General features: G+C 68.4%; 11 protein-coding genes and 2 pseudogenes. 12 read left to right on the top strand and 1 reads right to left on the bottom strand.

Annotated features, from left to right (window positions below; translation table 11 throughout):
• Nucleotide 1: 1 nt before the first annotated feature.
• A complete protein-coding gene (locus CWT12_RS10635; RefSeq protein ID WP_202616198.1) occupies nt 2–1,603 on the bottom strand; it encodes an OmpA family protein in 1,602 nt (533 codons plus the stop codon).
• Nucleotides 1,604–1,834: 231 nt separating this feature from the next.
• Here CWT12_RS10635 and CWT12_RS14075 point away from each other — a divergent pair, with 231 nt between their 5' ends.
• From CWT12_RS14075 to CWT12_RS10580, 12 genes and pseudogenes are all read left to right on the top strand, one after another.
• Entirely contained in the window at nt 1,835–3,385 is a 1,551-nt protein-coding gene (locus tag CWT12_RS14075) for an OmpA family protein (RefSeq protein ID WP_237564152.1), read from the top strand.
• Between the two features lie 173 nt (nt 3,386–3,558).
• Nucleotides 3,559–5,175: an OmpA family protein gene (locus tag CWT12_RS10625; protein ID WP_161924777.1), complete on the top strand. Its 1,617-nt coding sequence runs from the start codon at nt 3,559–3,561 to the stop codon at nt 5,173–5,175.
• A gap of 290 nt (nt 5,176–5,465) precedes the next feature.
• Nucleotides 5,466–5,987 (top strand): 50S ribosomal protein L10, encoded by a 522-nt coding sequence (gene rplJ, locus CWT12_RS10620; RefSeq protein ID WP_161924776.1) that lies wholly within the window; start codon nt 5,466–5,468, stop codon nt 5,985–5,987.
• A gap of 84 nt (nt 5,988–6,071) precedes the next feature.
• Nucleotides 6,072–6,457 (top strand): annotated as a pseudogene (gene rplL / locus CWT12_RS10615) (50S ribosomal protein L7/L12).
• Nucleotides 6,458–6,900: 443 nt separating this feature from the next.
• Nucleotides 6,901–10,419: a DNA-directed RNA polymerase subunit beta gene (gene rpoB, locus CWT12_RS10610; RefSeq protein WP_161924775.1), complete on the top strand. Its 3,519-nt coding sequence runs from the start codon at nt 6,901–6,903 to the stop codon at nt 10,417–10,419.
• Nucleotides 10,420–10,548: 129 nt separating this feature from the next.
• Nucleotides 10,549–14,516: pseudogene (locus CWT12_RS10605) on the top strand (DNA-directed RNA polymerase subunit beta').
• A gap of 203 nt (nt 14,517–14,719) precedes the next feature.
• Entirely contained in the window at nt 14,720–15,571 is an 852-nt protein-coding gene (locus CWT12_RS10600; protein ID WP_161924774.1) for a variant leucine-rich repeat-containing protein, read from the top strand.
• 188 nt (nt 15,572–15,759) lie between these two features.
• Entirely contained in the window at nt 15,760–16,254 is a 495-nt protein-coding gene (locus tag CWT12_RS10595; RefSeq protein WP_161924773.1) for a hypothetical protein, read from the top strand.
• Between the two features lie 2 nt (nt 16,255–16,256).
• Complete coding sequence (locus tag CWT12_RS10590) at nt 16,257–18,965, top strand: VWA domain-containing protein (RefSeq protein ID WP_161924772.1); 2,709 nt, start codon at nt 16,257–16,259, stop codon at nt 18,963–18,965.
• Nucleotides 18,966–19,132: 167 nt separating this feature from the next.
• The gene (locus CWT12_RS14070; RefSeq protein WP_237564150.1) at nt 19,133–21,328 is read left to right on the top strand and encodes a tubulin-like doman-containing protein; all 2,196 of its coding nucleotides are present in this window, start codon (nt 19,133–19,135) and stop codon (nt 21,326–21,328) included.
• Nucleotides 21,329–21,377: 49 nt separating this feature from the next.
• Nucleotides 21,378–22,661 (top strand): hypothetical protein, encoded by a 1,284-nt coding sequence (locus CWT12_RS14065; protein ID WP_237564149.1) that lies wholly within the window; start codon nt 21,378–21,380, stop codon nt 22,659–22,661.
• Between the two features lie 2 nt (nt 22,662–22,663).
• Complete coding sequence (locus tag CWT12_RS10580) at nt 22,664–25,426, top strand: hypothetical protein (RefSeq protein ID WP_161924771.1); 2,763 nt, start codon at nt 22,664–22,666, stop codon at nt 25,424–25,426.
• Nucleotides 25,427–25,492: the final 66 nt, after the last annotated feature.

Raw genomic sequence — 25,492 nt, 5'->3', positions numbered from 1 at the left:
CTCAGGCCTGGGCCACCGGAATGTCGGTCAGGCGCGCGGCGAGGTTCTTGCCGGGCAGGTCCAGTGTGATGGTCTCGCCACCCGGGTACGGCCAGATGATCGGCAGGCGCATGGCCTCGCCGCGCACGATCTCACGCACACTCCGATTGGTGACGGGGACGTACTCGCCTTCGGCGTCCAGGTAGTTGGCCGCCAGGTAGCGCGCGCCGCCCTCCAGCAGCGTTGGATTGTGGACCGCGCTGAATGAGGCCGGCCAGTGCAGAATCTGCAGCTCGTCGGGCAGGGCGAACAGGCTCACCGTGATGTTGACGTCCTCCTGCGTGCTCAGCAGGAGTGAGCCCGTCACATAGTCGCCGACGCGCGTCACGGACTCCATCGACAGGTGGACCGTTTGATCATTGATGCGCACGTCCACGCCGTCGGCGCCAGTGCCCACCGGGCCGACGGACCTGGGCACCTGCCCCGATGAAGTCGATGAGGTGTCCGCCGGCGCGGACGGGGCAGTAGCCGTGGCGGACAGTGCTGTCGCCTCCGCAGGGTTCTTCGGCGTCAGCTCCACCTCAACCCGGCGGTTCACGGCACGCGCCTCATCCGAAGTCCCCTCCGCCCGCGGCTCGGCCTCGCCCTTGCCCCTGACAGTGGTGTCCCAGTGAGTCAGGTCCGTCAGTTCGCCCAGTCGGTCGGCGACCGCCCGGGCGCGCCGCTCAGACAGGTCCTGGTTGTAGTCCTCCTCGTCGACGTCGTCCGTGTGTCCCGTAACCGACAGCTCCCCGCCGGACGGGTAAAGCGTCAGCTGCTCGACCACCTTGGCCAGGACGTCATCAGCCTGTGCGGACAGCTCCGTCGAGTCCGATCCGAAGGTCACGTCTCCAGAGACCGTCACCGTCGTGGAGTCCTCATCCGCATCGGTGTCATAGGAGCCGTCGGTGGCGACCACCAGCGAACTGAGGCGGAAGGGGCCGGGGTCGGCCTCGCGGTCGATCTCCGCCACGCTGAGCATCTCACCGACCTTAAAGCCGGCGTCCTCGGGGTCGACTACCGGGACTCCCACCGCCACGCCGACGCTCGGAAGGAACAGCTCAACCGTCTCGACGCCGTCATCTACCGCCTCGAACACCGGGAACACCTCTACCGAGGACAAGCGCGAGATCTCGTCGAACATCTCGTCGGAGCGATCTCCGAGCTCGGGGAATACGAGGGACTGCCGCAACGAGAGCAATCGCATTCCGCGCATCGAGTAGGGCGACGAGGGTGCACTGAAGGTCGAGGAGAGAGTCAGTTCCTCATCGGAGTCAGTGGACACCTCCACCCGGACGATGGTGTAACCGTCCTGCACCGTGGCAGGCCCTACACGGAAAGTGGCAGCCACCCCGTCGAGAGCTGATTCCAGTGCGACCGCGCCGCTCGCGTCCGCGGTCGGCACCGGGGGTGCGCTCACCGCGGGAGACGCCACAGAACTGCTCGAGTCGTCGGTGGAATCGGTCGCCTGCCAAAGGGGCCCGCCGGAGCAGGCGGCCAGGCCGGTGCCTGCCGCGCACAGCGACAGGAGGGAGAGCAGGGAGCGGCGGGGAAGACCGCTGGGGTTGTGAAGTGTGGACTTCATGATGCGCCTTTCTGAACTCATCTGGAATCAATTGGGCTGGCGCGAAGACGCTATTGCCGGTACGCGACGACCGCGATGGGCAGAACTCAACGTCTCCCCGGGTACACCCGGATACTCCCCGGGTACACCCGGGGAGTGTGGCAGTGGTGCCCATGGCGCCCAATTATTTGTTTTGTTACGGTTGTCGGGTTCAAGAGCCTCTACAGGTGTTGTTTAGGAGTGGTGGCGGTTATGTTGCGTCGTCGTGAGGTGCTGACCGGTTCGGCGGCTATGGCGGTGGGCGTGGTGCTGGCGTCCTGCTCGAGCGGAGCCGGTGGTGAGGGTGAGGATGCTGTGGCGACGTCGTCCGGCGAGTCGACCATGGCGAGTAGTACCTCGCCGGCGCCCGTGTCTTCCGATCCGGTGGTGCTGAAGTCGGTGTGGCAGGGCGAGGCGCTGACTACGCGTGTGGGTCCTGCGGTGGTGCAGGGCGGCTACACCGTGGTGATGATGACCATTTCCGTTGATTCCGGCGAGCGCTTTTCGCTCGGGAATTCTATGTTTGGTGACGGGTTGAATATAGGCACATTGGCGTCCGTCAAGTTGACCTCCCTCAGGGATAATGTTGTGTATCGCGAGGTGGGACGAGCCCGCGTAGTGGCCGGGTATATCGAACCGGGCGCCTCGGCGGAGTTGTTCCCGGTGTTCGGCGCCTTGCCGGATGGTGTGGAGTCGGTCGAGCTGTTGCTGCCGACAATGGGCATGGCACTGAATGTGCCGGTGGTGGCTGCCGGTGCTGCGGGGTTTGATGTGACGGCGGCGATTGCTGATGCTCAAATCGATGAGAGTATTCATTCCGGCCCGTTTGAGTTGAATTCATTGGTGGTGGCTGCGGATCGTTCATCGGATACAGAGAAAGATGATGCCTCGACGACGGTGAATGTGTCGGGGGACGTGTTGTTCGCGACGGACTCGGCGGATCTGAGTGATGCCGCTGATGCGGTCCTGGCGTCGGTGGTGGAGCAGCTGGAGCTTCACCCCTCAGGCGGTGAGCTGGCGGTTACGGGGCATACGGATGATGTGAGCACCGATGCGCATAACCAGGACTTGTCGGAGCAGCGGGCCAAGGCCGTGTCGGATCGCCTGGGGGAGCTGACCGACTTGTCTGCTTGGGAGACGTCCGTGTCGGGTAAGGGGGAGTCGGAGCCGCGGGTGGCTAACGATTCGGATGAGAACCGGCAGCTGAACCGGCGGGTGGAGATCGTGCTTACACCCGCCGACCCTGACGAGGGCGCTGCGGCAGGCGCTACCTCGACTGGAGGTTCGGGTGATATGCCAGATCCCAAGGGGCCGGCTGGGCGAGGGCCGGACGGCGTGGACATCGAGATCGATGGCGTGCCCGCCCGTATCTCCCTTGCGAGTGTCACCAGGCATGAGGGGTACCTGATCGGCACGGTCACGATCGCCTCGAAGCAGGAGGTGAGTGTCCCGCCGTTCTTGATGGAGATCCCTCATGATTTGCTTTTCATTAGGATGTGGTCGTCGTATGCGACCTCGGGCTGTACCCTTTTGAAGGGGGACTCCCGGCATCTGGTCGTCGACTTCATGAACTCCGATGAAGACAGCGTTGTCCTGGCCGGCTACATATCGGGGACCATGAAGGCGGATGACGTTCGCAGTCTTCCGGTTGTGTGGCCGGACACGGGTGAGGACACTGTCATCATGGACATGATCGGTGAGGATGACGCATTCGGTCAGCATCTGGCCGTGCGCCTCACCGACATCCCCGTCGTCGACGGGTGAGGGCGTGGGTGGCTCGGGCGCCCTGGGCGCGGTATGGTCGACCCAATTCGTTATCCGGGTGTCGCCGCCGTGCTCGGGAGGCGGCACGCGGCGACGGCCGACATCCAGGTGAACCTGGGAGAGCCCGGGTGTACCTGGGTGAACGCAGCAGCGGTGATGAGAAAGGGGAGCTCATGCGCGATAGGCCCCGCCCCGGCGCCGACACTCGGCTGCCCCGCCGCATGGTGCTGGCGCTGCCGGCACTCGCCGGCGTCGGCGCCGTCGCGGCTTGCGGCAAGAACCGGCAGGCGCCGGTGGTGCAGGCGACCCCCACTGCCGGCGGCGGAGCATCCGCGACGGCCTCAGCCGCCGTGAACGGGCCCGTTGAGGTCAGGGGAACCCTTGCGGGCCAGGAGATCCTGCTTTCCGTCGGCCCCGTGGTGCGCACCGAGCATGCGGGCGAGGAGCTGGCGATCCTGCCGATTCGCGCGGAATCGGCGGGCAGCAACACGCAGGCGGTGAGCATCGGCGAGCGGCTGATCGGCTCGCTGCTGTCCTCGGTTGCTGAGTACAAGCCCCTGAGGCTGATTGACACCGCCGGGTCGCGCCTGTGGTCCACCACCAGCCTGCAGGGATTGTTCAAGCCGCTTCAGCCCGGCCAGGGCCTGGACCTGCGCGCGACCTTCGGGCCGGTCGACGTCGACACGGTCACGGTCTTCCTCTCGGGCTTCGGCTTCGCACAGGTGGCGGTGGTGGATGCCGACGCCGACGGCGCGCCCAGGCTCGACGTTGACGCAATTGTTGCCGCCGCCAACCCGCACGCCCCGTTGCGCGCCCCGGTGCCGCTGGAGCGCTACGCCGAGGCGCTTGACGGTTCCTCCAGCGGCCTTACCACCGATGAGGAGACCACCGTCGAGGTCTCCAGTGACATAACCTTCGACTCCGACTCCGCCGAGCTGTCCGCCGCTGCCGATGCCGTCCTCTCCGGCGTCGCACAGACCATATCCGAGTATGACGGCGGCGACCTGGAGATCATCGGGCACACCGACGACGTCGGCGACGACGCCCACAACCAGTCCCTGTCCGAGCAGCGCGCCCAAGCCGTCTCCAGCCGCCTGGGCGAACTGACCGACCTGGGCGGCTGGGACGTGTCCGTCTCCGGAAAGGGGGAGAGCGAGCCGAAGGTCACCAACGATTCCGATGCGCACCGGCAGGCCAACCGGAGGGTGGAGATCGTCATCACCCCCGCCGGCGGCACCGACGGCTCCCTGTCCCGCTCCGACGGCGACACCACGCTCCCGGACCCGGCCGGCCCCCAGGGTCGTGGGCCCGGCGGAGTGACTGTTGATGCCGCCGAGCCCGATTCCGGTCAGGTCGTCGTCTTCCTGGAGCAGGTGACCCGACGGGACGGACTGCTGTTTGGGGAGCTGAAGCTGGAGGGCGGCAAGGGCGGTTCCGGGACGGCTATGAACCTCGGCTGGGTCAACGACCCCGGTGACGCGTTGGCCAACGCGCGCGGGGAGCTGGGCGGCTTGGCCAGCGTATTCTCCGCGGGCGGGCTGACGCTGCTATCCGGTTCTGATCGCATCTACCCCGTGGACTACCTGCTCGCGGGTACCACGGCCCACCGCGCCCTGACCGAGCTGGACTTGACCGAGGAGCTCGGTGAGGGGGAGCGGATGACGGTGTGCGTGGTGTGGCCGGACACCGCGGAGGACAACGTTGTGGTGGACCATCCGGGCGGCTCCGCGGAGGAAGGCGCCGTCGCCTACCCCTGGCGGCTGACCGATGTGCCCGTGGTCGCGGGATGAGGACCGGCGCGGCCGGGGCGCCCGGCCGTGACCGAAAGCACCGCCGCAGGGCCCCGATGGGCTTGCGCGCCTGGGTGTGGGCGCGTGTATGGTGGCGCCTGCCAAAGACCGCAGGTTCCCCGCGCAGGCGGGGCCAAGTCCGCATGTGGCGGAGCCGGCGCAGGTGAGAACGAGCCGCCAGCGGCTCTCGGAGTACGCCGAGTACTCTGAGTGCACAAGCGAGCCCCGTGCCCACCGGCGCGGGGCTTTTTCAGTGCCGGAGCCTGTGGCAGACCACGGAAGGAGGGCCCATGGCAAGGCCTGAGAAGGACGCGGCTGTTGCACAGCTGGCGGACAAATTCCGTGAGGCCAACGCCGTTCTGCTCACCGAGTACCGTGGGCTGAGCGTCGCCGACCTCAAGGAATTGCGCCGCTCGCTCGCCGGCAACGCCGAGTACACCGTGGCGAAGAACACGCTTGCTGCCATTGCGGCGCGGCGCGTCGGACTCGACGCGATCGTGGACGACTTGAAGGGCCCCACGGCACTTACGTTCGTCACCGGCGAGCCGGTGGAGGCGGCCAAGGCGCTGCGTGACTTCGCCAAGGACAACAAGAACCTCATCGTCAAGGGCGGCGTCATGGAGGGCAACGCCCTGAGCGCCGATGAGGTTGACAAGCTCGCCTCGCTGGAGTCCCGCGAGGTTCTGCTGGCCAAGGCAGCGGGTGCTATGAAGGCGTCCCTGTCCAAGGCGGCATACCTGTTCGCCGCGCCCGCCTCCAAGGCGGTCCGCACCGTCGACGCCCTGCGCGAGAAGCAGGAGACCGCGGCCTGAGCCGCGTGCGCCACCAACACCAACACCACTTCCCTGCGCGCAAAAGCGGTGCAGGACCCCTTTTCCAGGAAGGAACGCCCCATCATGGCGAAGCTGACCACCGACGAGCTCATCGAGGCCTTCAAGGAGCTCTCCCTCATCGAGCTGTCCGAGTTCGTCAAGGCCTTTGAGGAGACCTTCGACGTGACCGCCGCCGCCCCGGCCGCCGCCGTCGTCGCTGCCGCCCCGGTGCCGCCGCCCCGGCCGCCGAGGAGGAGAAGACCGAGTTCGACGTCATCCTCGAGTCCGCCGGCGACAAGAAGATCCAGGTCATCAAGGAGGTGCGCGCCCTGACCTCCCTCGGCCTGAAGGAGGCCAAGGACCTCGTTGAGGCCGCCCCCAAGGCCATCCTCGAGGGCGCCGCCAAGGACGCTGCCGAGAAGGCCAAGGCCCAGCTCGAGGGCGCCGGCGCCACCGTCACCCTCAAGTGATCCCGGCCCCGGCGGGGCCGGCACCGAGCCGACGCCGTCGGGGATCGCATAAGCACCGACGTCGCCCCGACCGCTATGCGTGGTCGGGGCGACGTCGTACATACGTGACGGACCCGCCTGGTTGGGGCGGTCCAAACGCCTGCTTGCCGCGGGGCGGAGCCGGTGCGGGGAGAGCGGGTACCGCCAGAGCGCGGGGCAGTATGGGGGATTGTGGCGGGAATCGCAAGGAGGAACACCGCCTCGGCGTGGATCGGTGCGGCGTGAGCGTGTAGGCTAGCTCTTCGCGTACCTTGTGTGTACTGGCCCCAGTGGCGCTGCCCAACGGTCAGCCGGATGGCTGGACCAACCGGAAGGGAATAACCGGAAGGGAAAAGGGTGGCGGTCGCCCGGACCCGCACCGCAGTGTACGCAGAGTGGTCCCCGAGATGAGGGAAGGATCCCCTTTGGCTGCCTCGCGCACCTCTGCACCAACTGCCGCTGAAATCGCCGCGCGCACCGCGTCGCGTCGAATCAATTTCGCCAAGATCGCCGAGCCGATGCAGGCTCCGAACCTTCTCGGCCTGCAGACCGAGAGCTTCGACTGGCTCGTGGGCAACGAGAAGTGGCGCTCCCGGGTGGACGCCGCCAATGCCGCCCAGCCGGGCTCGCTGCCGGAGACCTCCGGGCTGGAAGAGATCTTCGCTGAGATCTCTCCGATCGAGGACTTCGGCCAGACCATGGCCCTGTCCTTCCACGACCACCGCTTCGAAGAACCGAAGTACACCGCCGAGGAGTGCCAGGAGAAGGACCTGACCTACTCCGCACCGCTGTACGTGGTGGCGGACTTCGAGAACTTCACCACCGGTGAGATCAAGTCCCAGACGGTCTTCATGGGCGACTTCCCGCTCATGACGGACAAGGGCACCTTCATCGTCAACGGCTCCGAGCGCGTAGTCGTCTCCCAGCTGGTCCGCTCCCCGGGCGTGTACTTCGAGCGCACCACCGAGAAGGCCTCGGACAAGTACGTGTACAACGTCAAGTTCATCCCCTCGCGCGGCGCCTGGCTGGAGTTCGAGGTGGACAAGAACGACCGGGTTGCGGTGCGCATCGACCGCAAGCGCAAGCAGGACATCTCCGTGTTCCTGCTGGCCCTGGGCCTGGACGAGGCCGAGATCCGCGAGGAGTTCAAGGACTTCCCGGCGCTGACCACCGCCCTGGACGAGGACCGCAAGGTCACCACCCAGGATGAGGCGCTGCTGGACATCTACAAGAAGATCCGCCCCGGCGAGCCGCCCAGCGTGGAGGCCGGCCGCACCCTGCTGGAGAACTTCTACTTCAACGCCAAGCGCTACGACCTGGCCAAGGTCGGCCGCTACAAGATCAACAAGAAGCTGGGCCTGACTGCGGACCTGAACGAGTCCGTGCTGCGCATCGAGGACATCGTTGCCGCCATCAAGTACCTGCTCGCCCTGCACGCCGGCGCCGAGACCATCGAGGGCGTGCGCGACGGTGAGATCGTCGACGTCGCAGTCGAGTTCGATGACATCGACCACCTCGGCAACCGCCGCATCCGCGCCGTCGGGGAGCTGATCCAGGCCCAGGTGCGCACCGGCATGAGCCGCATGGAGCGGCAGGTGCGCGAGCGCATGACCACTCAGGACGTGGAGGCCATCACCCCGAACACCCTGATCAACATCCGGCCCGTCACGGCCGCGATCAAGGAGTTCTTCGGCACCAGCCAGCTGTCCCAGTTCATGGACCAGAACAACCCGCTGGCCGGCCTGACCCACAAGCGGCGCCTGTCCGCGCTGGGTCCCGGTGGTCTGTCGCGTGAGCGCGCCTCCATGGAGGTCCGCGACGTGCACACCTCCCACTACGGGCGCATGTGCCCCATCGAGTCCCCCGAGGGCCCGAACATCGGCCTGATCGGTTCGCTGGCGACCTTCGGGCGCATCAACCCCTTCGGCTTCATCGAGACCCCCTACCGGGTGGTGCGCGACGGCCAGGTCACCGATGAGACCCACTACCTGACCGCCGACGACGAGGACCGCCACGTCATCGCCCAGGCGAACGTGGAGCTCACCGCGGACGGGCACTTCGCCGAGGACCACGTGCTGTGCCGCGTCACCGGTGGAGAGCCCGCCCTGGTGCCGGCCTCGCAGGTGGACCTGATGGACGTGTCCCCGCGGCAGATGGTCTCCGTGGGTACCTCACTGATCCCCTTCCTCGAGCACGACGACGCCAACCGCGCGCTGATGGGCGCCAACATGCAGCGCCAGGCCGTGCCGCTGATCCGCCCCGACGCCCCGCTCGTGGGAACCGGCATGGAGCGCCGCACCGCAGTGGACGCCGGCGACGTGGTAGTTGCGGCCAAGGCGGGTGTGGTCACCGAGGTGTGCGCCGATTTTGTGCGCGTGGCCAACGACGACGGCACCGAGACCGTCTACAAGGTCGCCAAGTTCCGCCGCTCCAACCAGGGCAACTGCTACAACCAGCGCGTGGTCGCCTCCGAGGGCGAGCGGGTTGAGGTCGGCTCGGTGCTGGCGGACGGCCCGGCAACCGCCGACGGCGACCTGGCCCTGGGACAGAACCTCCTGGTCGCGTTCATGACCTGGGAGGGCCTGAACTACGAGGACGCCATCATCGTCTCCCAGCGCGTGGTTGCCGAGGACATTCTGACCTCGATCCACATCGAGGAGCACGAGGTCGACGCCCGCGACACCAAGCTGGGTGCCGAGGAAATCACCCGCGATATCCCCAACGTCTCCGAGGAGGCGCTGGCCAACCTGGACGAGCGCGGCATTGTCCGCATCGGCGCCGAGGTGCGCAGCGGTGACATCCTGGTAGGCAAGGTCACGCCCAAGGGTGAGACGGAGCTGACCAGCGAGGAGCGGCTGCTGCGCGCGATCTTCGGGGAGAAGGCCCGCGAGGTGCGTGACACCTCCCTGCGCGTGCCCCACGGCGAGTACGGCATTGTCACCGGTGTGCGCGAGTTCGACGCCTCCTCCGAGGACGCCGAGCTGCCGGCCGGCGTGAACCGGATGGTGCGCGTGTACATCGCGCAGCGCCGCAAGATCACCGTAGGTGACAAGCTCTCCGGCCGCCACGGCAACAAGGGCGTCATCTCCAAGATCCTGCCGGTGGAGGACATGCCCTTCCTGGCGGACGGCACCCCGGTGGACGTCATCCTCAACCCGCTGGGCGTGCCCAGCCGTATGAACGTCGGCCAGGTGCTTGAGCTGCACCTGGGCTGGGTCGCCTCCCGCGGCTGGGACGCCTCCGCGGCCCGCGAGGCCGGCGAGGAGTGGGCGCAGCGCCTGCCCGAGAACGGCGTGGCCGCCGAGCCGCGCACGCCCGTGGCCACTCCCGTGTTCGACGGCGTGCGTGACGACGAGCTGATGGGTCTGCTGGACTCCACCCTGCCCAGTGGGGACGGCGTGCAGCTGGTGCAGCCGGACGGCAAGGCACGGCTGTTCGACGGCCGTTCGGGTGAGCCCTTCCCGTACCCGATCTCGGTGGGCTACATGTACATCCTCAAGCTCCACCACCTGGTGGACGACAAGATCCACGCCCGCTCCACCGGCCCGTACTCGATGATCACCCAGCAGCCGCTGGGCGGTAAGGCGCAGTTCGGTGGCCAGCGCTTCGGCGAGATGGAGGTGTGGGCCATGGAGGCCTACGGCGCCGCCCACGCCCTCCAGGAGCTGCTGACCGTCAAGTCCGACGACGTGGCGGGCCGCGTGAAGGTCTACGAGGCCATCGTCAAGGGCGAGGACATCCCCGAGCCCGGCATCCCCGAGTCCTTCAAGGTGCTCATGAAGGAGATGCAGTCGCTGTGCCTGAACGTCGAGGCGCTGGACGCCGAGGGCAATGCCATTGGTCTGGATGACACCGACGACGACGGCCGCCGCGCCTCCGAGGAGCTCGGCTTCGACCTGGGGCGCCGCCCGGGCGGCAACGCCGTCACGGTGGATGAGATCTGACCCTCAACGCCTGCGGGAGGGGCGCCGTCGGCCGCTCCCGCAGGCCATCGGGCCCTGTGCCGCCGTGGAACCGCGGTGCGGGGACCCCAAGACTTTTGAGCTGACCACTCTGATTCGGAAGTAGGAACTGTGCTCGACGCCAACGTGTTCGACAGGATCCAGCTCGGCCTTGCCACCGCCGAGGACATCAAGTCCTGGTCGCATGGCGAGGTAAAGAAGCCCGAGACCATCAACTACCGCACGCTCAAGCCGGAGAAGGACGGACTGTTCTGCGAGAAGATCTTCGGCCCCACCCGCGACTGGGAGTGCGCCTGCGGCAAGTACAAGCGTGTGCGCTACAAGGGCATTGTGTGCGAGCGCTGCGGGGTGGAGGTCACCCGCTCCAAGGTGCGCCGTGAGCGCATGGCGCACATCAAGCTCGCCGCACCCGTCACCCACATCTGGTACTTTAAGGGAGTGCCCTCGCGCCTGGGCTACCTGCTCAACCTGGCCCCCAAGGACCTGGAGAAGGTCATCTACTTCGCCGCCCACATGGTGACCGAGGTGGATGAGGAGGGCCGCCACGACGACCTGCCCTCGCTGCGCAACGAGTTCGAGGTCAAGAAGAAGCACGTCGAGGAGGCCGGACAGGCCGACATCGAGGCCCGCCAGCGCCGCCTGGAGGAGGACCTCGCCCAGCTCGAGGCCGAGGGCGCCGAGCAGGCGCAGCGGGACAAGGCCCGCAAGACCGCCGAGCGGGAGATGGCCTCACTGCGCCGTAAGAACACCCGCACCCTGGAGCACATGGACAAGGTCTGGGACCGCTTCGTGTCCCTCAAGGTCGGTGACCTGGAGGGTGACGAGGTCCTCTACCGGGACATGGCCGCCGACTACGGCATCTACTTCAAGGGCGCCATGGGCGCGGAGGCCATCCAGGACCGCCTGCGCACCTTCGACCTGGAGGCCGAGGCCGCCGCCCTGACCGAGATCGTCGACAACGGCACCGGTCAGCGCAAGACCCGCGCCATCAAGCGGCTGAAGGTGATTAACGCCTTCCGCATGACCGGTACCGCCCCCGAGGCGATGGTGCTGGACAACATCCCGGTGATCCCGCCGGACCTGCGCCCCATGGTGCAGCTGGACGGTGGCCGCTTCGCCACCTCCGACCTCAATGACCTGTACCGTCGCGTCATCAACCGCAACAATCGCCTCAAGCGGCTGATGGACCTGGGCGCCCCGACGATCATCGTCAACAACGAGAAGCGCATGCTGCAGGACGCCGTCGACGCCCTGTTCGACAACGGCCGTCGCGGCCGCCCCGTCACCGGCGTGGGCAACCGCCCGCTGAAGTCCCTGTCCGACATGCTCAAGGGCAAGCAGGGTCGTTTCCGTCAGAACCTGCTGGGCAAGCGCGTGGACTACTCGGGCCGCTCCGTGATCGTCGTCGGCCCGCAGCTGAAGCTGCACCAGTGCGGCCTGCCCAGCCAGATGGCCCTGGAGCTGTTCAAGCCCTTCGTCATGAAGCGGCTGGTGGAGCTCAAGGAGGCGCAGAACGTCAAGGCCGCCAAGCGGATGGTCGAGCGTGCCAACCCGAAGGTCTGGGACGTGCTGGCCGAGGTCATCCGCGAGCACCCGGTGCTGCTCAACCGCGCCCCCACGCTGCACCGCCTGGGTATCCAGGCCTTCGAGCCCCAGCTGATCGAGGGCAAGGCCATCCAGCTGCACCCGCTGGTGTGCGGCGCCTTCAACGCCGACTTCGACGGCGACCAGATGGCCGTGCACCTGCCGCTGGGCGCCGAGGCGCAGGCCGAGGCCCGCATCCTGATGCTGTCGAGCAACAACATCCTCAAGCCCTCCGACGGCCGCCCGGTGACCATGCCCTCTCAGGACATGATCATCGGCACCTACTACCTCACCCAGGAGCCGGACCCGGCCGTGGCAGTGGAGACGGATGCCGACGGCGAGCCGATCGTTCCGGCCTTCTCCTCCTACGCGGAGGCGGTCATGGCCTACGACTTCGGCAAGCTCGACGTCAACGCCGCCTGCGACATCCGCTTCGAGGAGGGCATTACCGCGCCCGAGGACTGGCAGGCCCCCGAGAACTGGAGCGAGGGCGACCCGATCACCCTGCGCACGTCCTTCGGTCGCGCCCTGTTCAACACGGCGCTGCCGGAGACCTTCCCCTACGTCAACTACACGGTTGACAAGAAGAAGCTGGGCAACATCATCAACACGCTGGCGGAGTCCTACCCGCGGGTTGAGGTGGCCGCCTGCCTGGACGAGCTGAAGGCCAACGGCTTCCACTGGTCCACCTGGTCCGGCATCACCGTGGCCTTCGCCGACGTGGTCTCCCCGCCCTCCAAGCCGGAGATCCTGGCCCGCTACGAGGCCCAGGCCGCGGAGATCGAGGAGCAGTTCGGCCTCGGTGCGCTCACCGAGGACGACCGCTACAAGTCGCTGATCGACATCTGGACCAAGGCCACTGACGAGGTTGCCGAGGCCATGCGCGCCAACTTCCCCGAGCGCAACACCGTCTACCAGATGGTGGCGTCCGGTGGTCGTGGTAACTGGGACCAGATCCGCCAGCTCGCCGGTATGCGCGGCCTGGTGGCCGACCCCAAGCAGCGCCTGATCGAGCGGCCGATCGAGTCCAACTACCGGGAAGGGCTGTCCGTCCTGGAGTACTTCATCGCCACCCACGGCGCCCGCAAGGGCCTGGCCGACACGGCGCTGCGCACTGCCGACTCCGGCTACCTGACCCGCCGCCTGGTGGACGTCTCGCAGGACGTGATCGTCCGCGAGGACGACTGCGGCACCCGCAAGGGCCTGACCAAGCGCCTGTTCACCTGGCGGGAGGTCGGCGGCGAGCGCGTCAAGGAGGTCTCCGACATCCTGGAGACCACCGTGTTCGGTACGACGCTCGCCCGTGACGCCGTGGACGCCGACGGTAACGTGGTGGTCGCGGCCGGAACCGACCTCAGCGACGCCGATATCCGCGCGGCGATCGACGCCGGCATCGAGGAGGTCGTGTGCCGCTCCGTGCTGACCTGCGACTCCGCCGTCGGCACCTGCGCCGCCTGCTACGGCCGCTCCCTGGCCACCGGCAAGCGCGTGGACATCGGCGAGGCCGTCGGCATCATCGCCGCCCAGTCCATTGGTGAGCCCGGCACGCAGCTGACGATGCGTACCTTCCACACCGGTGGTGCGGCCGGCGCGGCCGACATCACCCAGGGTCTGCCCCGCGTCCAGGAGCTCTTCGAGGCCCGCACCCCGAAGGGTGAGGCCGCGGTGGCGGAGGCCGCCGGCACCCTCAAGATCGAGGACGACGCCGACGGCAAGCGCCTGGTCATCACCCGGGCCGACGGCGAGGAGGACCTGGTAGTACCGGTCTCCCGGCGCCAGCGCCTGCTGGTCACCGACGGGGACCACGTGGAGCCGGGCGATGCCCTCACCGAGGGGCCGATCGACCCCAAGAAGATCCTGCGACTGCGCAGCGTGGGTGCCACCCAGCGCCACCTGGTGGACGAGGTGCAGGAGGTCTACCGCTCCCAGGGCGTGGACATCCACTCCAAGCACATCGAGGTCATCGTCCGTCAGATGCTGCGGCGCGTGACCGTGCTGGACACCGGTGACACCAACCTCCTCCAGGGAGACCTGGTTGACGTCTCCCGCTACCGCGAGGAGAACCGCCGGGTCATGGCGGAGGGCGGCAAGACCGCGTCCGCGCGCACCGAGCTGATGGGTATCACCAAGGCCTCCCTCGCGACCGACTCGTGGCTGAGCGCCGCCTCCTTCCAGGAGACCACGCGCGTGCTCACCGAGGCCGCCATGAGCGGCAAGTCGGACCCGCTGCTGGGCCTGAAGGAGAATGTCATCCTGGGCAAGCTGATCCCGCCGGCACCGGCCTGGCCCGCTACTCGGACATCGAGGTGGAGCCGACCGAGGAGGTCAAGGCGGAGGTCTTCTCCCGGGCCGGCTACGCCGGGGGCGACACCTTCAGCATGGGGGAGTCCGTGGCACTCGACGACGACTTCTCCTTCAGCGGTGACTTCCGTGCGGACTTCTCCGATGACTTCCGCACGGGTTTCAACGCCTCCTCGGAGGACTTCCAGTTCTGACACCCCGAAGCTGACGGGCGGCGGGCAGCCGCCGCACCGTTGCCGCTTGTGAGTTGGCCCCGGCGAGCACTCCGCTCGCCGGGGCCAACTCGCTACACGGGCCCGCGCTCGCGCGGCATGATGTAGTGTCGCCCACAGTAACGGCGGCGTGCGCAACGTGGAGCGCACGCCGCCGCCGCGCGGACCTGAGCCAGGAGGACACGATGGACATGATTCCCGGTGACGCGGCCAATGACGCCTCCTCCCCTAAAACCAGCCCGGACAGGCTCGAGGAGCTCGCCGACAACTACCCGGAGCTGCATGCGCGAATCGTGGTCAATCCGGCATGCCCGGAGGGCCTGCGCCAGTGGATCCTGTCGCTCGGTTCGTCCGAGGTACGGCGCGCGTGGGAGCAGCACCAGGGCGCGCAGCAGCCGCCCGGCGGCGCCATGACCCCGGCTGCGGGACCGGTGCCACCCCGGCCCGGAGTACCGCCCCGGTCTGGAGTGCCGTCCCAGCCCGGAGTCCCGCCCCAGCCCATGGCGCAACCGAAGCGCAGCGGGGGCCCGCGAGCGATCCTGGTGGTTGTGCTGGTCCTGGTCGCGCTGTTCATGCTCTACCAGTGCGCCTACGGGGTGCTTACCACGCTCAGCGACACCAGCCACTCGGGTAACGCCGCCGACACACAGGATCCGTCGGCCGGGGACCTTGTCAGCCCGGCGCCGGACGACGCGGTCGAGGCCTTCTGGATTCAGAGCCCCTCGCAGAACATCTCCTGCGAGCTGCATGATGACATCGTCGGCTGCTCGGTGGCGGAGCGGTATTACGCCGAGGCCGGCCAGGAGGATTGCAGCCAGTCCCTATTCTCCATCGGTGTTGCCGACGGCTGGGCCTCGCTCAGCTGCGGGAATGACTTCATCGGTAGCGCCGATGGCGTGCTGATCACGCTCGACTACGGCTCGTCAGCAGCGAATGACACGTTCGCCTGTACTTCGCGGGAGAGCGGTATGACCTGCTGGAATCAGGTCACCGGCTCCGGCTTCACCGTCTCCCGGACCGAGTACACAGTGTTCTGAGGGCTCGCAGGGTGCTTAGGGTGCTGGGGCAGTGGGGCGCCCGGAATTGACTACTGGCAATCGAGTATGAGAGTGATGGAAGTACTACGCTTGGGCCCCGGGCAGTCGGCCACGTGGCCCGTGCCCGGACATGACGCCCTGCGGGTGCGCAATGCGGCCGCCCTGGACCTGGAAGGAAGTCGTCTACGATGACGTCGCCAAGATCGGACTCACCCGCGCTGGGGGCGTGGGACAGTCAGGCCAAGACGCCCTCCTCGGCTCCGGGGGCCGATCAGGACCCGCAGCCGCACGGTGTATTCGATGCGCAAGCCCCGCTTGAGGGCGGGGGCGAGGGCTCGGCTAGCGCGTTTGCAGGCCGGGCGGCGGAGACTACGGCCGGGTACGCCACGACCAGTGCGCCGGTGGGGCTACTCGCCGGATCCCTGGCCGCGTCTACGCTGGGACTCGTGCTCGCTATCCTGTTCGAGCAGATCGCCGTCGCCGCAGTTGCGTGGGCGCTCGCCGCGCTGGTCGGCCTGGGACTCGCAACGCTCTTCGTGGTCAAGGACGCCCAGCGGCAGGCGAACCCGTGGTACCTCTACAAGAAGCGCGCTGTCATGTTCCACCGGTTCAGCGTGGTGCTTGCCGTCGTCGCCGTCGTCGCGGCGGCTGTGCGGATCGCCCTGTACGTGGGGAGGCTGTGAGCATGGCAGGGAGCACGGTACGGCCCGAGCTGCGCCGCAGGGGGATCCTGCGCTGCCTGATCGCGCTGGTGGGAGCCGTCTGCCTCGGCCTGACGCTGCTGGCAGCTCCGCCGCGGGCGGCCGCCGACGAGGAGCCGGCCACGCCGCCGCGCTCTGGCATGGATGACTTCGGAGCCTGCCTCGTCGGGCGGGGAAGCGGGTCCCTGCTGCTGCTCCTGGACCAGTCGGGGTCACTGCGCGAAACCGACCCGGAGGGCACCCGGGTACAGGCCGCGAGCTATCTCGCCGAGCGCCTCGCCGACTTCTCGGAACGCAGCGGTGCGGTGGTGGATGTCCGCGTCGCCGGATTCTCCGACTCCTACGCACCTGTAGGCGAGTGGACCGGGATCTCCCCGGACAACGTCGCGGCTGTCAAGCAGTCGGTCGAGGCGATTGGCTCAGACATCCGGGACTACGACACCGACTACTGGACTGCGCTGGAGGGGGCCCGGCAGGACCTCGTGGATCATGACGAGTCGGGCTGCCGTGCGATCGCCTGGTTCTCCGACGGCGCCTTCGACCTGGACGTGCGGGACACGCGCGCGGTCCGTGACGCCATCGGCAGTGAGAAGCCCTATGCGCCGGGCGTATCGCTGGACGAGGAGTCCGGCGTGGCACGGGCAGAGGCCGCAGGTGTTGCGGACATCTGCCGCGACACCGGGCTCGCCGATCAGCTCCGCGGCTCGGGCGTGGTGCTCCTGGGAATTGGGCTGGAGGCAGGAGACACCGACCTGACGCTGATGCGCCGGGTGACGCTCGCCGGCGGAGATAACGCCGCTTCTGCCGGGCTTGAGTCATGCGGGGCCCTGTCCTCCCCGCCGGGCGCCTTCTACACGGCGGGCGGCATAGACCAGCTCCTGCTCGCATTCGACGCGATCGGGACCCCTGGGGACACGGTCCGCTCGTCCTCGGTCGAGATCTGCCAGGGGCAGGTCTGCGCCGACGGCGAGCTGTCCTTCGTCCTGGACAAGTCGGTGGACACGGTGCACGTGCTGGCCACAACGGACGTGGATGACCTGGACGCATACCTGTACCCGCCGGGGGCGTCTGCGCCGATGATCCTGTCGGCGCAGGCGGGCGACGCACAGCCCGCCGACGGCATCAGCTACCAGTGGCGCACTCGGCGCACACTGGAGATCGACCTTGACGCGGCCACCTCCAAGGCCTGGGACGGGCAGTGGCGGATCGCCTTCGTCGACACGCGGGCGCAGTCCGAGGACAAGCAGGTGCATGTGAACCTGCACCTGACGTCACCGCTCACGCTGAGCTGGAAGGACCTGGAGACCACCACGCTGCGCCAGGGAGAGAGCGTGGAGGCGACCATCGTGCTGCTGTCCCGTGTCGACGGCGATGTAGTGCGGGCTGACAAGTTCACCGGCTCGGTCTCCTACTCCGTGACGCTGACGGATGCCGCGGGGGAGGAGCACACGCTGCTGGACTCGGACGACCTGGGCGACATCGAGCAGCCGGTGGAGCTCGCAATCGGCGAGGACGTCGCCGTGGGCACGGGAGCGGTTACGACCTCAGTGACGGTGACGACCGCGGATGCGACCGACGGCGGAAAGACGGTTCCGGGCACGCAGCTGGACCCGACCACCAGCTCGGTCCCGGTGACCGTGAACCCGCCGTCGAACTTCCCCGAGCTGGGTGCCACGATCGACTTTGGAAGACTCGAGAAGGAGACGACCGCGACGGCCGAGCTGGATGTCACCGGTCCCGGATGCGTCTGGGTGGGCGCGGATTCGCTTAAGCTCACGGGCGCCCCCCAGGGGGCCGGCGACATCACGGTGAGCGCCGCGGCCTCCACGCCCGAGCAGTGCGTAAGCGCGGCTGACGGCGTCAAGGCATCGCTCCCGCTCACGCTGAGCGTCGGCGGTCAGGCCAACGGTGCCGTGACGGGTACCGTCAAGGTCTCGGTCTCGCCGCTGGACGAACCCGACCGGGTGCAGGTCATCGAGGTCCCCATGACCGCGGAGATGCGCCGGCCGCTCAACGTCGCCACCACGTGGAGCACCTTCGCCATCGCCCTGGTCGCGGGCATCGGCATTCCCCTGGCGCTGCTCTACCTGTTCAAGTCGCTGTCGGCACGAATCCCCGCGGGAACACTGATCGCCGGGACGAAGGTGGTCGAGGTTCCGCAGGCCGGCGGCGTCGGCTCCATCGACTTCGGCCCCGAGGACCTGACGATGCACTCCCTGCCCCGGCGGCAGCGCGAGTACTCGCTTGCGGGCTACCGCCTGCGGGCAGTGGCGGGGATGTCCCCCACCGCGCCGCCCTACGTGATCCTGGCCGACGCCGCGGCCCCGTCCGTATCCGGCGCGGCCGGCGGCGCTCGAGACGGCCACGCCGTGCTGCCGCTGGCGGTGCGCGGGAACTGGGTCGCGATCCTTGATCAGCCGGACTCGCCCAAGCACGTAACGCTGCTGGTACTGCTCGCCTCGGCGGCCCCGGAGGCGATCGAGAAGGTGGTGGCCGACGCCAGAGAGCACCTGGGGACGGCGGTCGCCTCGGTCGCGAGTTCGTCCCGCCCGGCCGTGGCCCAGGATGCGGGCGCCGGGCTGGGGGCAGATGCGGGCGCCGCAGACCCGGGCCCGGATGGGGCCAATCCCTTCGGTGACTCGGCGCCTCTAGGGGGCTCCGCTCCCGCCGAGGACTCATCCCCGTTCGGATAGTGACATACCGCGCACCGATATGGCGCGCGCGATAACTTGGCCCTTGGCGGGCCACCCGTACCCCCAGGGCGCCCCCCGGTGAGATCGCGGGCGGAAAGGACTACACGGAAATGCATAAGGTTCTAGTCATCGGTTGCGGTGGCTCGGGCGCTAAGACACTGGCGTACATGATGGATCAGATCCGGGCCGACCTCGCCGTACACGGCATCGGGGAGATACCCGAGTGCTGGCAGTTCTTGAGCGTGGACACGCCCCTACAGGAGGAGCCGGTGGACCCCCAGGACCCGGACGCCGTGCGAACCGTGACGCAGCAGGGCGGTGCGTATGTGGGCTGCGGTATCGCTAACGGCGACTATTCCGTGGTTGACCGGGCGCTGACGGGCCGGGTGCAGCAGAACAGCACGGCCGGGTTGCGCCACCTTGCGACGTGGATGCCGCGTCGCCCCAGGGATGTAACATTTCCAGTGTCTGTTGGCGCGGGGCAGTATCGCGGCATCGGCCGCCTGCTTGTGCTCACGAAACTGGACGAGGTATCGCGTGCGGTGCAGGCCTCCCTGGCGCGAATGGCCGGTCCGGAGGTGCAGGAGCAGGCCGCGCGCGTCTGTGGCAAGGTACCGGGTGCGGGGAATCCCCCGGAGCCTCTGGCGCCGCCCATGGTGCTCGTCATTTCCTCAATGGCCGGAGGGTCGGGGGCCTCAATGGCGCTGGACGTGTGCCGTCTGGTTGCCGGCGTCCAGTCGACCCCGCCGATTGACCCGCAGCTGATCTCGGTGTTCCTGTACACCGCCGAGGCCTTCGGGTCGGTTTCGCCTGACAAGCGCACCGGGATGCCCGGCAACACCCTGGCCATGCTCGGAGAGATTGTCGCCGCCCAGGCGGGGGCGGAGGGGCGGGCCGCCCGCCTTGACGAGGAGCTGTACGCCTGCTTCGGGATTACCAATCGCGCGGGCCGCGCCTTCAAGCGGGTAACCCCCATCGGAATCAAGGCCGGCGGTACGGGGGCGGTGTTCGGGGACGGGTCGGCAAAGGCCGTGTTCCATGGCATGGGACGCGGGCTGGCGCGCTACATCGCCTCCCCGGCCTTCAATGACTACGTCTCCTATGACATGGGGAACGGCGTCAGCGTCTCCGACAAGGAGTACGTCAGCTGGGGGGTGGACGCTACCGACACGGCCTGGAGCTCCTTCGGCTATGCCTCCCTGAGCACGGGGCGGGACCGCTACGCCGAGTACGCCGCGCAGCGGATTGCCAGGCGGTGCGTGGACCACGTGCTGGACGGATTCCGGCGCCCGGGCGTGAACATCGGCGACACACAGGCGCTCAACGACCTGTGGAGCACTAACCGGGACCTGGAGCTGGAGCGGATCGGTCTGCCGACGACGTCGGGCACGAACGTAGTCGGCGTGTCGGGCGCGGCGGACCAGGAGGCACTGCTGTGGCTCGCATCCGCACAGGCCAGCAGGGTGGTCAACAACGACACGATTGTGGCGCGGATGCGGGACGTCGTGGACGGGCTGTTCGCCCGGCAGATCGCGCTCGGCGACGGGGTCACGGCCGCGGCGCTGCAGAACGCGCTGAGCGACTGGCTGCGGGGCCAGGCCCCGGCGGTTACCGCGCAGCTTGAGACGATTGCACGCGACATGGCCCGGGCCCGCGCGGAGGAGATCGCCGGCAGGCTCACCGACACGATTAGGCTCAACATCTCCGAGTACGGCATCCCCTACGCCCTGACGGTACTGGGTCGGCTGCGGCGGCCGGGCGGCGAGCTGCCGGGCCTGGCGGAGCGCCTTGCGGGTGCGGTGACGCAGCGCCCGAACCAGCCGCTGGCCCTGCCCCGGGAGCTGTCCCAGCAGCTGGCGACCATGGGTCACAAGGGAACCCTGTCGTCGCAGGCGCAGCAGGAGATCATGAACCAGCTGCGCACTCAGCTGGTCAAGCGGCTCGCACAGTGGGTGGGCTGCACCACGGCGGTGGACCTTGCGCCCGCGCTGCGGGATATGGCTGATTCAGTGGTGGCTCCGTTGGCGAACGCGCTCAACGATGCCCGGCGGGTGCTGGAGTCCGCACGCAATGACCGCCACAGCGCCTTCGGTGTCGCTGACGTGTCCACGGACCTGTACGCCGCCTGGCCCGAGGAGGCTCCCCCGGAGAGGGGCAGGTGGCCGCGGTGCCTGCCAGATTCGCCACGGCGCACAACGAGGTCGTGCTCATGGACGTGCGCGACTACCCCGCATACTTCTCCGAGCATGTGCGCGATGCCGCCCCGGATGACAGTGATAACCCCTATACGTCGGTGGTCAGGGCCGTGGTTACCGGACGCTGGGCGCAGGGGGCCGGCGACCCCGCCCCGGATAATCTCCTGAGCGTGTCCGGCTGGGTGCCCCGGGGCCTGCAAATCGCGGCTCAGGGGAGGTGCCCAACCCGGCGCGTGCCACGGTTCGGCTGCAGCCGTCGGTGCTGCTTGACCGGGCGCGGGCATTCGTGGCCCGTCGTGGTGAGGCCTTCGAGCAGTTCACCTCGCAGTCCCTGCGCGGCTATCTCAACGATGACTCGGTAGGGGAGCACGAGCGCGCCGAGCGCTCTGCCGCCGTCCTGACGGGCCTGAAGCGGACGTTGGAGATGGCGCGCCCGCTGGTGGAGATCGATCCGCAGGTCTACGCCCGGCTGCACGACGGGCAGGTGCCGCAGTTGTCCTTCACCTTCTCCGCGATTCCCTTCCTTAACCACCAAGTCGCTGACGAGTTCCTCGACTACCTCCGGCACAACACGTCCTTCGCCACGGACCTGGTGGTGGACAACGTGCGCAAGCGCCTCGCAGACGACGACGTGGCGCGGGTGGACATCTTCGGCTCCTACCCGCGCACACTGCCGGTGGCCTACTCGGGACTGCTGAAGTCCGTGGCGGACAGGTGGGACACCGTATCCGGATCGGACGGCGGCCGTAGCGCCTTCTGGCAGTTCCGGCGGGCGCGCCCGCTGCCCGGGGGCCTGCCGATGGGTGATGATGAGCGCCGTGCCATCATCCGTGGCTGGTGGGCCGCCACCCTCGCCGGAGGGATCGACCGGGAGCCGTGGCGCTCCGCCACCGACAACCACCCGGTGCGCGTATGGGACCGCGCCGAGGGCGAATGGGTCGCCTTCCCCGCACCCATGCTGACTCCGCCCTCCCGGATGATCGCCCCGAACGCCTGGCTGCCCGCGATCCTGGAGGCCACCTTGCTCGCGTACCTGCGGATAGGCCGGGAAGGCCTGGAGGTGTTCCGGCCCTGGAGCGTGCTGCGCCGCTGGGCCGACGACGGCGCCAACCAGCACCAGGAGGCCTTCGGCAGGGACACCCCCGTGCAGAGCATGCTTGCCGAATTACTCGGCCGGGGGGCCGTTGACGACCTCACCCCGGGAGTGGACCTGGCGGATGCGCGCAACGCCGAGGAGCGCAGGGAGCGCTTGCTGGCGTACTGCGATGCGATCTTGGCGGATCTTGATCAGAACTACCTTCCCGGGCAGGGCAAGGCAGACGCACCGGGGCACTGGACCAACTACCACCGCCGCGAGCTGGTGGCGACTACGCCCCTGAGCGTGGACCTGGCGTGGGAGATGAGCGAGGAGCTGATAGCGGTTCGCGATGACCTGGCGCGGGTGGATCCGGCTGGATTCGCCCCTGGCGCGGCAGCCGAGACGGGCGGGCTGGAGTACTGAGCATGGCCATCTCATCTGTTGCGGACCAGGCGCCCGGCAAGGCGGTAACCATCTACATCGCTCCCCGGAGCCAGCGCCCAGTGCTGGCGGCATTGACGGACCTGTCTGCCGCCGGGTTGCTGTCTCCCTTCCACTGGATCGAGTCTGGGCCCGATCCGTCAGCGGATCCCGCCCAGCAGGACCCGCTGACGCTCGCGGTCAACCAGGGCCAGGTGTCCGCGCTGCGCTTCTCGCGCGCGGTGAATCGCCATGCGGTTGAAGTCGTGCGGCTGATCGTCGTGGTGCCCGTCGGGCACGAGGCGCGTGATGCTCTTTCAGCCCTCGCGGAGCTTCACTTCCAGGGGCTGGGCATACCCGGGCAGGCCCGGCGTGAATGCGTGCGCGTCCTGGTGCCCTGGTCGGACGCGCCCATCCCCGGGGAGCTCGGGCACCAGGGCTGGCACAACGTAATGCTTTCTCCCGAGGTATCGGCCGACCCGGCCTTTACCGTGTCCGGCTGGTGGCTGACGCCGGAGGCGATTCCCGGTTGCGCCGCGGTTGGGCTCGCCGTACAGGGTGGCATCACCGGCACGGTGAGCGCGGCGCCCGAGGACGACCAGCGCCCATCCACGTCCGACTACGTGAAGATCACCCGCACCTTTGTGCGGGTTGCCGATGCGCGCGCGGTCGAAGACGCGCTGCGGTCCCAGGTGACGTCCATAGCCGCGCACTACCCGCAGCCGATCCGCTCCGACACCGGTGTGCCGGTCGCGGGCTTCCCCGATCCCGGGGAGCGCGTGGTGCAGGCGGCCGCAGACTGGGAGCGGCGCCACGGCAAGCACCTGCGCCGCCCACCCGCCCGGTTGGCGGATGCGTCGCCGCCGCGCTCCATGGGAGCGTGGAAGCTCCTGAAGATGTTCTTCGCGTTCCTGCTCAAAGCGCTTGCGGGCGCCCCCGGGGACTGGCTGCGCAAGCAGATCGCCGGGATCAAGGCCGGCATCGCCGGGTCGGTTTCGGCGGCCGTGTTCGGGCCCGACTCACCCGTCCGCGTCGTCGTCGGCGGGGTGGATGCCTCCGGACAGCCGGCCAGCTGGCAGGAGCTGTCCCGCCTGGCGGCGCAGGCGAGCGCATCCATCCCCGAGGAGTTCCCGCGGGCACCACAGCCGGCGGCACGGGACTTCGGCGGGCTGTGGCAGGACCTGATCAGCGGCTCGCGCGCGCTGCTGGACGGGTCCGGGTGCGAGGAGCTGCGGCTCACGGCATACGAGGGATACGTGCCCGAGCGTGACTTGGTGGCGCCCTCGGGTGAGGACGAGGGCAGCCTGCGCCTGCCGCAGGCCATCGACCCCCTGCCCGCCGACACCGTGCTCCACGCCTGGGACGAGCTGGAGACGCAGCGTGTTCGCCGGGTGCTGCAGAAGGCGGCTGCGGAAAACGGTCCGCGCGCCGCAACCGCCCAGGAGTACCTGCGGCGGATTGAGAGCTGGCACACCCGGAACAGCAGGCGTTTCGTACCGCTGATCGGCCGGGCGATCGCCCGGCACTGGGAGGCGGCCAGGGCCGATATCCGGGACACGCAGGCCAGGCTCGATGAGCTTCGGGCGCAGGACTTCGGGCAGGAGATCGAGCACGAGCAGAGGTCCCTGGCGAAGATTCTTCGTCTCCTGCTGCTGGTGCTGGGGATTGCCGTCGGGGTGCCACTGGTGCTGACCGTCCTGGGCCGGATGAGCTGGTTCGCGCTGGGTATCACGGTCGGCGGCGCGCTGTTGATCTGGCTGCTGGCATCGGTGTGGATCTTCGCTGTGCGGCAGAGAGAGGTGTTCCGCCTGATCTTCCTCACCGAGTCGCGAAGCGCGCAGCTGCCTGAGCTGGAGGCCAATCTGCGCATGGCGATCGAGGACCTGTCGGCGATCGGCGAGGCCTACGCACAATTCAACCGGTGGGCGGCGATCATCACCGAGTTCCTCGCTGATCCGCTCGGCGAGCAGCAGGCGACCGCCCCTACCCACGATTCCCGCGGAGTCCCGCCGGAGCCGCTCCAGCACGTCACGGTCGAGGTCGACCAGCGGCACGCGGCGGACGTGGCTGCTGAGCTGCGCCGACAGGTATTCACTGTTGGCTGGCTGTCCGAGGCCTGGGACGCATTCGAGGCGGCGGTCGCCGATGACCTGACCCCGGAGCAGCGCAGTGCCTACAACGCCGGGCACTTGAACCTGCTCAACGAACCGGGGCATGCGGGATCCGCGCTGGCCAACTGGGAGCAGGGCGTCCTACACGCCGGAGTGCGCTCCAGCGCGGGCCTGGACAAGTGGCGCACCTGTCTGGGACTGCTCGCGGACTCCACGGGTCCGCGGCTTGACCTGGCCGTCATCACCTCCGACGGCGAGCGCCGCGCAGTAGCGGCATACCGGGAGGACCTGTCCACGCCTGCCTCCCGGCCAGTGATTTCACAGGTGCTGAGCCCGGCGGCGCACGCCACCGGGCGGGCACTGACCAGTCTGGCCAACCACTGGTTCACCGAGTCCACCAGGGGGCTGAGCCAGACCATGGTGCTGGCCGCATCCACGGATCCGATCCCCTCGGGGGAGTTCGTCTTCCCGCAGGCAGCCGACTCCGGGAACAGCTTCCGGCTGGACGAGCCCGTCTATGACAGGGCGGACAGGAGCGCCGCAACTGGCCGGACAGCCGCGGCTGCCCACGCAGATTTTGCCGCGGCGGACTCCGGCGGCCCGGATGACGCCCCGCCTGCTATCCCGCAGCCCCCGTTCGGTCCGCTCGAGTACTGACGCGTCGCGTACCGGTCAGTCGGAGGCGAAGCGATCTTCCACGCCATCCCTTCCCGCAACACAGCA

Source organism: Actinomyces sp. 432 (assembly GCF_009930875.1).
GTDB lineage: Bacteria > Actinomycetota > Actinomycetes > Actinomycetales > Actinomycetaceae > Actinomyces.
Note: the sequence above shows the minus strand (reverse complement) of the source record. Positions and strands in the feature narration are given on the sequence as shown.